This window comes from Candidatus Phyllobacterium onerii (assembly GCF_028331445.1).
GTDB classification, from domain to species: domain Bacteria; phylum Pseudomonadota; class Alphaproteobacteria; order Rhizobiales; family Rhizobiaceae; genus Phyllobacterium; species Phyllobacterium onerii.
Genome location: NZ_JAQMHX010000008.1, coordinates 177,299 through 189,788 on the forward strand (window position 1 = coordinate 177,299; position 12,490 = coordinate 189,788).

A 12,490-nucleotide genomic window follows, 5' to 3' on the forward strand; every position below is an offset into this window, starting at 1 on the left:
AAATGTATCGCTCGATTTTGAAATTACTTCTCGCTTCCGCATTCCTTTCGATAGCGGCAACGTCTCCTTTGATTGCGGCAGAGCCTTCGCTTCAACGTTTCGTTGGCGCAAAGTCGGAAACTTTCAAGGAACCTGGGGAGGCACTCGATGCTCTGAAGAAGGATCTCGGTGCCAAGGATGTCGACGCTTTGGCCAAGGTTCTTGGTCTGAATGCCGAAGCGGCCAAGAAATCGGATGACTTCGATGATCGTTTAACCGACCTCCAGAAGGCCTCCGGGGAGCGCGCCGAACTGAAAGACCGGAAAGATGGCAGCAAGGAAGTCATTCTTGGCAAGCTCGCATGGCCATTTCCTTTCCCCTTGGTCAAGCAGGACGCCGGCTGGCAGTTCGATACGAAGAAGGGGCTGGAGGAAATTCTGGCGCGGCGAATCGGTGAGAACGAAACCGCGGCAATAGAGACATTGCGTAATTATATCCTCGCCCAAACTGCATACGCGCAGGAGGATCACGATGGTGATGGCGTGCTCGAATTTGCTCAGAAGCTGATCAGTGAAGAAGGAAAGCACGACGGGCTCTACTGGAAATCGGACGGCGGCGAGGAAAGTCCTGCCGGGAGTTTTGGAGATGATGCCAAGATCGAAGCCAGCGCGAAGTCAGACCGGGGCTATTTCGGTTATCGCTACCGGATACTCAAAGGCCAGGGCAGCAACATTGCCGGCGGCAAGTATGATTTTGTCATCAATGGCAACATGATCGCCGGACATGCCTTGATCGCCTGGCCGGCAATATATGGCGAAACCGGAATCAAGACTTTCGTCGTCAGTCATCATGGGACCATTTACGAAAAGGACCTCGGACCGGCTACCGACAAGATGGTTAAAGAGATAAGGTCATTCAATCCGGATCATACATGGGATTCGGTTGACGACTGATCGCGACGTTCAAAAGGGGGACAGCGATGAAACTTTTTAATACTTTGGCACCGGCGCTTGCGGCTGGTTTGCTGTTTGCAAGCCCGGTCTCAGCCGCCGATATTACTTCGCCGATGGCGCCGGAACTCAAGCAAATCGAAAAGGATGGTTGGACCTTTGCGGTCAGCCCCTATTTCTGGGCAGCGGGCATGTCCGGCGATACGGGTCTTTTCGGCCTGCCCACGGTGCACATGGACATGGACTTTGGCGATATCCTCAAGGAGCTCGATTTTGCCGCCATGGCCATTGGCGAGGCGCGCTATGATCGCTACAGCATTTTCACCGATATCATGTACACGAAGATCTCCAGTGGCCGGGGCACGCCGCGAGGGATTATCGCGGACAATGTCAGCGTGACCTCCGAAACCTTTGCCGGGCTCGTCGGCGCTGGGTATTCCGTGCTGCAGAGCGAAAGAGGCAACCTCGATGTTGTCGCCGGGTTGAGGATATGGAATGCCAGCACCGAGATTGCGTTTAGTGGCGGCATTCTCGACGGTGTGAAGCGTGAAGACAGCGCGACTTGGGTCGATGGCCTCGGCGGCATTCGCGCCAAATATTCGATCACCGACAAGGTGTATTTTACCGGCTGGGGTCTTGTTGGCGGCGGCGGTGCCGATGTCGACTGGGATGTTGCCGGTGGCATCGGCTACAGTTTCAACGAAAAGGTTTCAGCCGTAGCCGGCTATCGTGCGCTTGGCGTCGATTACAGCAATGACGGTTTTGTCATGAATGTCGTCGAGCAGGGACCGATCTTCGGCGTCGTCATGCATTTCTGACAGCCAAGCCAGCCCGCAGCGCGCGGGCGGCAAGGCTCGAACATCACATGTCGCACTTCTTGTAGGTAACATACATATTATCGCCGAAGGGGTCGAACCTCTGAAACGTGTTGGCGTCGACGATCTTGAACGTCTGCGTCATATCACTTTCGATCATCGAATCGGTGCATGACAATGTCGCCGACAGGCGGTCTTTCTGTTTCTTCACGCTCTTTGTCGTGCACACTGCGTTCTGTCCAGTGACCTTGCTGCCGCTGATCAGCAATCCTGTCGATGTGGACGACGTGCGGTCCTTGAACTCGATTGTCTTGCCGACCTTCTTGAACGTATCTTCGCATTTGGTGCCGTTCATGGTCCAGGCGCCCTGCAGTTCCTTGATCGTTGCCGCCATGACGCCGGTTGTCAGGCAGAAACCGAGGACACCGCCCGCCAATATGACTTTGCCGAATTTGCTTTTCATCGAATTTGCTCCGGGATCCGTTTCACCTTGGCAACAATAGATGTTCGTCTTCGCGCTGGGAATGCAGCGGCGGTGAATATACGGCTACGATACTGTAAATGCGTCTTCTTTTTAAGGAGCTGCAAGCAGAAGCACGAAAGCAATGAAGACGACCAGATGCACCATTCCGGTCAGCACCGTGGTGCGTCCCGTTCCGAAACTGTGAATGCTGATCGAAAGGACCAGCGCCAGTAGGACCGTATCGCCCGCCGAAAGGCCGAGCGTGAGTTGCCGGCCGGTGATAATGCTTGCCATGCCGACCGCCGGGATTGTCAGCCCGATTGTAGCCAGGGCCGAACCGAGCGCAATGTTGAGGCTGCGCTGCAATTCATTGTTGAGCGCGGCACGAATGGCGGCCAAGCCTTCAGGCAGAAGCACCAGTGTCGCGATAAATGCGCCGACGATGGAATCGCTCTGCGCGACATTCAGTGCCGCAAGGCCATCTTCGATGCCGACGGCGACCTGTTCGGCGAGCAGGACAATGCCAACCAGTCCGATCACCAGGAAAATTGCATTCGCAAAAAGTGCTCGGTTGGATTGATTTCCAGCATGGATCCCTGCATATGCAGCGCTTTCGTCAAGAAAGTCTTCGCGCTGGCGCACCGTCTGCGCAAACACGAAACTCGCATAGAGCAGCACCGAACAGAAGCTGACGAAGACGAGCTGCACAGTAGAAAAGCTGCCCGGATCCGTCGAAAGTGTATAATTGGGCAGAACGAGCGTCAGCACCGTCAGGGCGGTCAGGACCGAAAGGATGGCGCTTGTTCCCTGCCGTTTCAGGTCCTGCTGGTGATGCTGCCATGCTCCAAGCGTAAGACAGAGGCCGACGACACCCGCGCAGACGATCATGACCGTCGAGAACACCGACTCGCGCGCCAGCGTTGGGTTGTTTGCACCATGCAGCATCATCGAGACGATGATCGAAACCTCCACCGTCGTTACAGCAAAGGTGAGCAGCAGCGTTCCGTAGGGCTGGCCAAGACGGAACGCCAGAGCCTCCGCATGTTCGAGGACGACGAATACGGTGACGAGCAAAATTGCGAGGGTGATCAGTGAAACGAGAACTGTTACCCAGGCATGACTATGGCCGCCCGGAACACCAAAGAGCTGCACAGCAATGGCAAGTGCCAGCGCTCCGAGCGGTACCAGATATGACGAAGCCGGTATGTGGCGCGAGATCATGGGCGCTGTTCCAAATGAGCGAATTGGCAAATCACACTAGCTTGAGGTGTCCGGCTCAACCATAGACCGATCGAATTAAAATCGCGTTCAGTAAGGCAAACCGACATAGTTTTCCGCTAGCACCGTAGAGGCGGCGCGGGAATGCGTGAGATAGTCGAGCTCAGTCTCCTGGATCTTCTGGTCGAATTCCCCCGTATCTGGAAAACGATGCATCATCGTTGTCATCCACCAGGAAAAGCGCACCGCTTTCCAGGTGCGTGAAAGCGCCCGCGCCGAATACGCGTCGATGCCGCCATCCGAACCATCGCGATAATATTCGGCAAGTCCGGAGAAAAGATAATGGACGTCGCTCGCCGCCAGATTAAGCCCCTTGGCTCCCGTCGGGGGCACAATATGCGCCGCATCGCCGACGAGGAAAAGACGTCCGAAGCGCATGGGTTCCGCAACGAAGGAGCGCAGGGGCGCGATCGACTTTTCGAACGAAGGTCCAGTTATCACCGCATCCGCATGGTGGGGAGGCAGTCGCCGCCGCAGCTCGTCCCAGAAGCGGTCGTCGCTCCAGTTCTCGATCTTCTGGTCGAGTGCACATTGCACATAGTAGCGGCTGCGGGTCACGGAGCGCATGGAGCACAGCGCGAAGCCGCGCGGATGATTGGCATAGATCAGTTCGTGATTGACCGGCGGCACATCGGCAAGGATGCCCAGCCAACCGAAGGGATAGACTTTCTCGAAGACGCGCAGCGATTTCTCCGAGATGGATTTGCGGCTGACACCATGAAAACCATCGCAACCGGCAATGAAATCGCAGTCGATCCGATGGGTGATGCCGTCTTTTTCATAAGTGACGTAGGGCGAATTGCCATCGAAATCATGCGGCTGAACGTTGCTTGCATCATAGATGCTCTCGCCGCCGTTTTTTTCGCGATGTTCCATCAGGTCGCGGGTGAGTTCCGTCTGGCCGTAGACCATGACGCGCTTGCCGCCGGTAAGGCCAGTCAGGTCGATGCGATGATCGCGTCCGTCGAAGACAAGAGAAAAGCCATCGTGCGGTAGCCCCTCGACGTGCATCCTCGCGCCGGATTTTGCCCTGTCGATCAGTTCGACTGTGCCTTCCTCGAGAACCCCCGCGCGGACGCGGCCGAGGATATATTTCTTGCCGACGCGGTCGAGGACGATGTTGCCGATCCCTGCATCGCTCAAGAGCTGTCCAAGCAGCAGGCCGGATGGTCCCGAGCCGATGATGACGATCTGGGTGCGCATGATCCCCCCGCATTTTTGGCTCAACTCTGTACCGGCGCGGCTCGGACAGCAAGGGAGATTTCGCGAACCACCTATCCCTTCACCGCACCTGCCGTCATGGAACCGCTGATCTGTCGGTACATGATGATGCCGATGAGCATTGGCGGCAATGCGCCGACGATCATGACTGCCGACGCCGCGCCCCATTGAATGCCGCCGCCGCTCGCCGCGAAGAAGAACGAAGCGCCGACTGTCATCGGAACAGCCCTGTTTGACGTCAGCATCAGTCCGAACAGGAATTCGTTCCACGCTGTGATGAACCCGAAGATGAAGACTGTGGCGAGCGCGGGGCGGCAGACCGGCAACATCATCCCCTTCATGATTCCCCATTTGCTCATACCGTCCAGCTTTGCCGCCTCGTCGATTTCGATGGGAACTTCCCCAATCGCGTTGACGAATACGATCAGCGAAAGCGGCAGATTGACGATCGTCAGGATCAGCCCGAGGCCAAGCTGTGTATCGAGCAGGCCGGCAAACTGAAACATCATGTAGAGCGGGATTGCAAAGATGATCAGCGGCACCGCGCGCAGATTGACGATCAGCGGCATCAGGACCTTGCGGCCATATTTGCCGCGCGCAATGGCATAGGCTGCCGGAAAAGTAATGATCATGGCGAGCACCGTGCCGATCAGGGAGGCCGCCAGACTGTTGAAGAGATAGGCAAAAATGTTCAACCGGTCACTCACCTGCAGAACCTGCGCATAGTTTGCAAGGGTGGGGCTCGAAATCCAGAATCCGGGATTGTCCGATATTTCCTTACCGCTCTTGAAAGAGGTCAGCAGCGTGACGATAACCGGAAAATTCAGGGCAAGAGCAGCCACGGCATAGACGATCCAGCGCGCGAGGTTGATCATGACGCGGCGCCTTTCCCGCGGCGCGACAGCCATGTCAGCGCGTACAAACCAACGAACGACGCCAGAAACAGGATGACGGAAGCGGCGATTGCCTTGCCGATCGCGCCTTGCTTGAAGAAGGCCTCGTAGATGTAGATCGGCAGCGATGTGGTCGAACCGCCGGGACCACTGCCGGTTAGCGTATAGACGTTGTCGAATACGCGAAATCCGTCGATAAACCGGATGAAAAAAGTGAAGATGAGGGTTGGCCGCATCAGGGGCAATTCAATTGCCGTCAAGATTTGGCGAGCGGAAGCACCATCGATGGCCGAGGCTTCACGCACATCGTTCGGAATGGCCCGGTAGGCGGTGTAGAAGAGTAGCAATGCGAATGGTGTCCACTGCAACGTCTCGACGACGACAAGGGTCCAGAAGGCATTTTCCGCATTGAGGAATGACGGGCTGTCGCCAAACCACAGATACAGATAGTACGGCACAGGGCCGACGAACTCGTGCAGCACGAGCCGGTACATCAGTCCGATCATTGCCGGTGCAACCATCAGTGGCAACATCAGCGGCGCCATGAGCCATGAGCGCTTCTCGATCAGAGGCGACAGGAACACGGCAAGCCCGAGACCGAGCACACATTCCAGAATTGCCGTGATCACGCCGAAGCGCAGTGAAAACCAGCTGGCCCGCCAGAATTGTCCATCGCCGAGCACCTCGCCGTAGTTCCCGAAACCGACGATTTCCGGGCTGCGCAAATTCGTGAAACTGACACGCGAAAGGCTGTAGACGAGATCGATCAGGATCGGAAATCCAAGGAAAAGCAGGAGAAACCCGACCAGCGGGCTCGCAAAAATTCTCCAGCCTTTGTGGTCCAAATTGACCATGGTTTTCCTTTGCAAATGGTCTGGAATAAGATGCCTATCTCCCCCCTTGTGGGGGAGAAAGGATTTTCCTGGATTTAGCCCTTGCTAAATCCTTGGAAAATCCAAGAGAGGGGATGTGAAATGCACCAGAAAAATCCCCTCTCTTGCGATTTCTAGCACTTAGCAAGCGCTAAGATGCTGAAATCGCTTTCTCTCCCACAAGGGAAGAGATACCGCGGCGGGAGGCTTAAGGCTTCAGCAGTTTCTCCATGCCAGCCTTTGTGTTGGCAAGCGCTTCGTCCAAGGTTTCCTGCCCCGACCAGTAGCCGGTGAATTCCTTCGCCTGCAGTTCGTAAACCGGGAAGGCATTGGCTGATGTGGCACCGGTCATGACATAGCCATAGGCGCCGGCATATTGACCGAGCGTAACGAGATCCGGTCGCTCCTTGGCAATCTTTGCCGCAACATCGGGCAGGAGCGCAGGCGAACCGCCGCTGCGGGCATAAAGCAAGGCCGCGTCCTCGGTCGCGAGCCATTGGAGGAACTTCGCCGCACCTGCCTTGTTCTTGGCATTCTTGTTGATACCAAGCCCGAGGCCATGAATATGGTCAGCCCGGACGGCCGAGCCCGCTGGTGGCGCAACGATACCGACATTCTCGGCAACCGCCGGGGATTTGGCGGGATCGGTGAGTTCGCTGGCTGCAGCATTCCACTGCAGTGCCGTCGCCACCTGACCGGAGCCGAACGCGGCATTCGTTTCAGCATATTCGTAGGATAGCGAATCCTTCGGCGAAGCACCCGCATCGTAGAGCTTCTTGTAAAGTTCCAGCGCCGTCCGGTAGGCCGGAGAGTCGATGGTGATATTACCCGAAGCATCCATCCAGTCGCCGCCATTGGCACGCGCCACGGATTGCCACACCATGATGTTGAAGAGGAGGTTCTTCATCTGGAGTACCGTGCCGTAGCGAACCGGGCTTTCGGGATTTACGGACTTTGCGAAATAGAGTGCGGTCGCCGCCCAGTCATCCCAGGTCCAGCTGTCGGGCGCTTTTGGCTCCAGGCGTTTGCCGAGATATTTCTCGCTGATCTCGGCATATTTGGCCTTGGCTGCCGGGTCCGCGAGCAGGGCGTCGACGAGGTCCTTGCGGTAATACATGAAGTGCAGGGAGAGATCGGTCGGAACGCCGTATTGCTTGCCATCGAACTGCATGGTCTTCAGCACCGACTCGCCAAATACCTTGGCGGCATCCGGGCCAAGGTCGACAGGCTCCATGTAGGACGCGTAGCGGCCGATCGAATATGTCGCGAGAAGATTAATGTCGAAGGCGCTCGATCCTGCCGCCATGTCGGCCTGTAGTTTGTCGTAGAAGCCATCGCGGCTATAGAAAAGCAGTTCAACTTTATCTGTGTTGGCAACGCCGCTTTGTGCGTTGTAGGCTTCGGCAACTGCGCGCAACGCGGTTTCTTCCGAACCGCCCGGCCATCCCAGAACGGTAACCGCGGCGTTGGCCGCGCCCAAGGAGGTGGTAATCAGTGCGAGAGCCGATAAAGTGATTTTTGTAAATTTAAGCATGTTCTAGCCTCCAATAATTGAGTTGGATTGTGCAATGGCGAGATCCGCCGCGCCGATCACCCCCGCGTGACGGCCGAGACCGGCACTCACTAGGGTTGGACGCAGCGATATTTTGGGAAATGTAAATGCACCCCGAACCTGATCGATATAGCCTTCTGCAAGCCCGATCCCGCCGCCAATGACGATGCATTTCGGATCAAGCGCCAGCTGTATGTTCTGGCAGAGTATAGCGAGTCTGCGGGCGGAAATTGCGATAATATGCGATGCCCAGGGCGCGCCGGACCTCGCTGCGGCGAAGATGGCAGGCGCCTCCAGCTCATAGCCCGCCTTGCAGGCTTCCGCATTCATCCAGTGGCCGGAAATGCTGTCTTCGAGCGGTCGGTGCGAGCATTCGAAGTAGCCCTGAAACAAGCCGAAATGACCGGCGGTTCCCTGCAAGAGCCGGCCGTTGATGACGATGCCGCCGCCAATGCCGGTCGAGATCGTGAGGAACACCATGTCCTTCTGTGCGCCAGCGCCAAACCGGTGCTCGCCCCAGGCGGCACATTGCGCATCGTTGACTGCAATTGCATCAACGCCGAACGTACCGCGCAACCTGTCGATGAGCGGATAGCCTTGCGGTAGATTGAGCGTTGCCGGATTTAGTGCCTGCCAATTTCCGTCGACGACAATCCCTGTAACGGCGGCAGCGACCCGCCCATAGGAGCCGCGCCAGTTGGAGACCTTTGCGGCGATGACGTCGATCCAGCCGTCGGGACCAAGATTGTGATCGGTAGCAAATTGGACCTCCTCGATGACTTTGCCTTCTTTCACCAGACACACCATCGTCTTGGTCCCGCCGATATCGATCGCAAGCACGGCTTGGTTGGCTCTGCGTGCCAACCCGGCATCGATTGCCTGCTTGAACCACGAGGTGACATGCTCGGTGCGGGTGATCGCGGAGCCGACGACAACGCTGAATGCCCCTCGGTGAACTGCCTCCGCTGCCTGCTCGGGCGTCCTGATACGGCCCTCTGCGATCACATGGGGGATCAGTTTCCGCAGTCCGGCGATCAGCTCGAAATCTGGCGCATCGGGAACCGGTCCGCCCGTATAACCGGACAGCGTCGACCCGACACAATCGGCACCCGCGGCCAGCGCGGCGCGACCATCCTCGACCGACGAACAGTCCGCCATTGCCAAAGCGCCTTTGGCGTGAATGGCCGTAATGATATCTGCGACCGTATCGGGCCGCGGCCGCGATGTTGCGTCGAACGCGACAATCTGTGCGCCGGCATCTACCAGCGCCACCGCGTCGGCCACATGGGGCGTGATGCGGACGGGCGACGTTTCAAGATCTTTTTTAACGATGCCGATGATCGGCGCGTCCGTCACCTGGCGGACCGCTCGCACATATTCCACCGATTCGATCCTGAGTGCGCTTGCACCTCCGGCGATCGCCGCCAAGGCAAACGCCGTGACCATTTCGGCACGGTCCATCGGGCCGTCCGGAACCGGCTGGCAGGAGACGATAAGGCTGCGTTCGATATCCCCGATTTTCACTTCAAAATCCTCGCTTATGGCGAGAACGATATCCAGTTCATACCAGATTGCAACCAGTCAAAAACTGGTATTAGCGACTTAACTCCGTAACGAAATCGTAAAGATCGCCGCGATACCTTGTTTCGGTAAATTCCACGGGCTGGTCGTCGGCAAGGAAACAACGCCGTTCAATGATAAGCAGCGGTGCGCCGGCCGCACATTTCAAGAGCTCGCTGTCACGGACCGAAGCAGGCCGCGAACGTAACCGTTGTATGGCTCGCTGGGGCAACGCGTTGCGCTTTGCCAGTGCCTCGTACAGGGAATCGCCAACGAGTTCGGGTGATGGCAGAAACCTTGCCGGAACGACTGCAGTCTCGTAGGCGGCAGGCTCCCCGTCAGCAGTTCGTATCCGTTTCAAGCGAATGACGTCTGCATTCGGCGGTAAGGCGAGCGCCATCGCTTCCGCCGGAGATGGCCGGCTGATTTCCTTGGAAATCCAGATACATCCGGGTTCAAGCCCCCGTGCAACCATATCCTCGGAAAAGCTCGCGAGGGTCGAAAGCGATTTCTCGACGGGAACGCTCACTTCAGTCTTCGCGCCATGCCGCCGCCGCAGATGGCCATCCTGGATAAGAAGTTCCAGGGCCTTCCTGACGGTCACACGCGAAAGCGAAAGAGCCTCTGCCACGGCCCGCTCGCCTGGAAGAGTAGAGCCTCGTTTTATGCGATTGCTGATGATGAGGTCCTGCAGCGCCATCTTCAATTTCTTGTGCAGCGGAATTCCAGTTTCGAACGCATCGATTCGCGATCGGATCTCCGCTAACAGCTGCTGGCGTTCCATGATCTCTCCTTGCCAGCGGTCTTTCCAAGGGCTGGATTTTCACCCTCGCATTATTTTTTTGGAAATCCAACTGGTATTATCGTATGGGCAGTTCCGGAGATGAAGAGGGCGGAATAGTTGATTTTGCGTAGCAGGTTCTCATTTCTGCGGAGCTCTTATATGGAATAGTGCCATTTTCGCAGAGGGACATCCGATTCTTGCGCAAAAATCCTTGAATCCGGAACGGTTTTTGCTACGCAGGATTGAAATTTAGGTGTGACCAGTTGTAACTGCGGGGGTTCAAACACAATCGAACGATCTATTGCAATTTCCTGCGGATCGACCTTTTGTGAAATCCTGCTTCGAGAGCCTGCAAAATTCATGGAAAGAGAGACGTGCATCAAGAGGTCTCACTCTTAGCGACGGTCGCTATCGGCTTTGTGTTTGCTGCGGTCTTCGGCTACCTGGCCGATCGCCTGCGCTTGCCGCCGCTCGTCGGCTATCTTGTCGCCGGCATCATGATGGGGCCGTACACACCAGGCATCGTCGCCGACAGCGGACTTGCTTCGCAGCTCGCGGAAATGGGCGTTATCCTTTTGATGTTCGGTGTGGGCCTGCATTTTTCCGCCTCCGATCTGTTGGCGGTTCGAGGGGTTGCGGTCCCCGGAGCGCTGGGGCGTATCCTGCTTGCTACCCTGCTCGGCATCGGCCTTTGTTCGTTGTGGGGCTGGGGTCTTGGTGCGGGGATTGTGTTTGGCCTTAGCCTTTCCGTCGCCAGCACCGTGGTCCTGCTCAAGGCGCTCGAAGAGCACAATCAGGTCGACTCAGTGAATGGCCGCGTGACCGTCGGCTGGCTCATCGTCGAAGATCTGGCGATGGTTCTCGCCTTGGTGCTGTTGCCAGCATTTTCAGGGGTTTTGGGCGGTAATGCGGACGTTGCAGCCGGAGAGGCTGGTGGCCTTGCCATCACATTGACCATCGGCATAACCCTGCTCAAGGTCGGCGCTTTTACGGTGATGGCTATATATTTCGGGCCTAAGGTCGTTCCGTGGATTCTCACATTGGTTGCCCGAACCGGCTCACCCGAACTGTTCACGCTTTCCGTTCTTGCCGTTGCGCTCGGCATCGCATTTGGCTCAGCGGAGATTTTCGGCGTATCCTTTGCGCTCGGGGCGTTTGTCGCAGGCGTCGTCATGAGCGAGTCGCATCTCAGCCATCGTGCCGCGGCCGACTCCCTGCCTCTGCAGAATGCGTTCGCCGTACTGTTTTTCGTTTCTGTCGGGATGCTTTTCGACCCCTATGTCATCATCCGCGACCCGCTTGCGGTTGCTGCCGTGCTTGCGCTGATCATCTTTGGTAAATCGTTGATTGGGTTCCTGATCGTCGTTCTCCTACGCTTTCCGATCGCGATGGGCCTGTCAGTCGCTGCCGGTCTGGCCCAGATCGGCGAGTTCTCTTTCATTTTGGCGAGTCTCGGTGTTTCACTTGGCCTTTTGCCGCGTGAGGGACAGGATCTAATACTAGCCGGTGCCATCCTGTCGATCACTGTTAATCCACTCGTTCTGCTCGGTGGAGACTGGCTACAAAAAGCCGTTCGTCGAAAGTGGCCATCGCTGTTTGAACAATACGGCAAGAGCAAGCATGACGCGCTTTGCCGCGAACTGGAGCGTATCCGGAAGATCAGCGATGAAAGAAACAGGCAGCATCAGCTCGAAATGCAGCAGCTGATCGGGACTTTCCCGATGTTTGCCCAGGTTGACGAAAATTCTCAGGAAGAGCTTCTCCTGTTGTTCCGGCCAAAGGTGGCATCACCGGGCGAACGCGTCATCCGCATCGGCGATCGTGGCGACGGCATGTATTTCATTTCATCGGGAGCGGTAGAGGTTCAACTGGAGGACGATCCGGTTCGTCTCCAGGCTGGCTCCTTCTTTGGCGAAATGGCACTTTTGAGCGGTGGGCGTAGGACCGCGGACGTCATCGCCGTCGATTTTTGTCAGTTCCTGGTTCTCGAACGTCGGGATTTCAATGTTTTCATGTCGAAGCATCCCGCACTTCGAGCCGCAGTCAGTGATATGGCCAAAGAGAGAAAAGCGATGAACGTTTCACGCAGGAAGCGCAAGAAGTCTCTCGATGCGACGTAATTG

At 56.8% G+C, this 12,490-nt stretch carries 11 protein-coding genes; 3 read left to right on the forward strand and 8 right to left on the reverse strand.

What is annotated here, in order from left to right; translation table 11 throughout:
- The first annotated feature begins 2 nt into the window (after positions 1-2).
- Both PHA01_RS19175 and PHA01_RS19180 read left to right on the forward strand, forming a co-directional pair.
- Positions 3-932, forward strand: coding sequence for a DUF2950 domain-containing protein (locus tag PHA01_RS19175; RefSeq protein WP_271897969.1), 930 nt, complete (start codon positions 3-5; stop codon positions 930-932).
- Positions 933-958: 26 nt separating this feature from the next.
- Complete coding sequence (locus tag PHA01_RS19180; RefSeq protein ID WP_271897970.1) at positions 959-1,747, forward strand: hypothetical protein; 789 nt, start codon at positions 959-961, stop codon at positions 1,745-1,747.
- A gap of 43 nt (positions 1,748-1,790) precedes the next feature.
- On the opposite strand, the gene PHA01_RS19185 is transcribed toward PHA01_RS19180, so the two are convergent.
- From PHA01_RS19185 to PHA01_RS19220, 8 genes are all read right to left on the reverse strand, one after another.
- On the reverse strand, positions 1,791-2,207 hold the full coding sequence (locus PHA01_RS19185; protein WP_271897971.1) for a hypothetical protein: 417 nt from the start codon (positions 2,205-2,207) through the stop codon (positions 1,791-1,793).
- Positions 2,208-2,318: 111 nt separating this feature from the next.
- A complete protein-coding gene (locus tag PHA01_RS19190) occupies positions 2,319-3,428 on the reverse strand; it encodes a calcium:cation antiporter (protein WP_271897972.1) in 1,110 nt (369 codons plus the stop codon).
- Positions 3,429-3,515: 87 nt separating this feature from the next.
- Positions 3,516-4,688 (reverse strand): 4-hydroxybenzoate 3-monooxygenase, encoded by a 1,173-nt coding sequence (gene pobA / locus PHA01_RS19195; protein ID WP_271897973.1) that lies wholly within the window; start codon positions 4,686-4,688, stop codon positions 3,516-3,518.
- Positions 4,689-4,759: 71 nt separating this feature from the next.
- Complete coding sequence (locus PHA01_RS19200; protein ID WP_271897974.1) at positions 4,760-5,581, reverse strand: carbohydrate ABC transporter permease; 822 nt, start codon at positions 5,579-5,581, stop codon at positions 4,760-4,762.
- The gene (locus PHA01_RS19205) at positions 5,578-6,453 is read right to left on the reverse strand and encodes a carbohydrate ABC transporter permease (RefSeq protein ID WP_271897975.1); all 876 of its coding nucleotides are present in this window, start codon (positions 6,451-6,453) and stop codon (positions 5,578-5,580) included. Before PHA01_RS19205 ends, PHA01_RS19200 begins: the two co-directional genes overlap by 4 nt.
- 226 nt (positions 6,454-6,679) lie before the next feature.
- Positions 6,680-8,005, reverse strand: a complete 1,326-nt coding sequence (locus PHA01_RS19210) for an ABC transporter substrate-binding protein (protein WP_271897976.1) — start codon at positions 8,003-8,005, stop codon at positions 6,680-6,682.
- Positions 8,006-8,008: 3 nt separating this feature from the next.
- Entirely contained in the window at positions 8,009-9,547 is a 1,539-nt protein-coding gene (locus PHA01_RS19215; RefSeq protein WP_271897977.1) for a putative N-acetylmannosamine-6-phosphate 2-epimerase, read from the reverse strand.
- A 70-nt stretch (positions 9,548-9,617) separates the two neighbouring features.
- A complete protein-coding gene (locus tag PHA01_RS19220) occupies positions 9,618-10,367 on the reverse strand; it encodes a GntR family transcriptional regulator (RefSeq protein WP_271897978.1) in 750 nt (249 codons plus the stop codon).
- 374 nt (positions 10,368-10,741) lie between these two features.
- Between PHA01_RS19220 and PHA01_RS19225 the strand changes: the two genes are divergently transcribed.
- On the forward strand, positions 10,742-12,487 hold the full coding sequence (locus PHA01_RS19225) for a cation:proton antiporter domain-containing protein (RefSeq protein ID WP_271897979.1): 1,746 nt from the start codon (positions 10,742-10,744) through the stop codon (positions 12,485-12,487).
- The last annotated feature ends 3 nt before the right edge of the window (positions 12,488-12,490 follow it).

Coding starts and splice junctions, on each gene's coding strand:
- pobA (WP_271897973.1), bottom strand. CDS start 4,688: ATGCGCACCCAGATCGTCATCATCGGCTCGGGACCATCCGGCCTGCTG.
- PHA01_RS19210 (WP_271897976.1), bottom strand. CDS start 8,005: ATGCTTAAATTTACAAAAATCACTTTATCGGCTCTCGCACTGATTACC.
- PHA01_RS19200 (WP_271897974.1), bottom strand. CDS start 5,581: ATGATCAACCTCGCGCGCTGGATCGTCTATGCCGTGGCTGCTCTTGCC.
- PHA01_RS19185 (WP_271897971.1), bottom strand. CDS start 2,207: ATGAAAAGCAAATTCGGCAAAGTCATATTGGCGGGCGGTGTCCTCGGT.
- PHA01_RS19205 (WP_271897975.1), bottom strand. CDS start 6,453: ATGGTCAATTTGGACCACAAAGGCTGGAGAATTTTTGCGAGCCCGCTG.
- PHA01_RS19180 (WP_271897970.1), top strand. CDS start 959: ATGAAACTTTTTAATACTTTGGCACCGGCGCTTGCGGCTGGTTTGCTG.
- PHA01_RS19190 (WP_271897972.1), bottom strand. CDS start 3,428: ATGATCTCGCGCCACATACCGGCTTCGTCATATCTGGTACCGCTCGGA.
- PHA01_RS19220 (WP_271897978.1), bottom strand. CDS start 10,367: ATGGAACGCCAGCAGCTGTTAGCGGAGATCCGATCGCGAATCGATGCG.
- PHA01_RS19175 (WP_271897969.1), top strand. CDS start 3: ATGTATCGCTCGATTTTGAAATTACTTCTCGCTTCCGCATTCCTTTCG.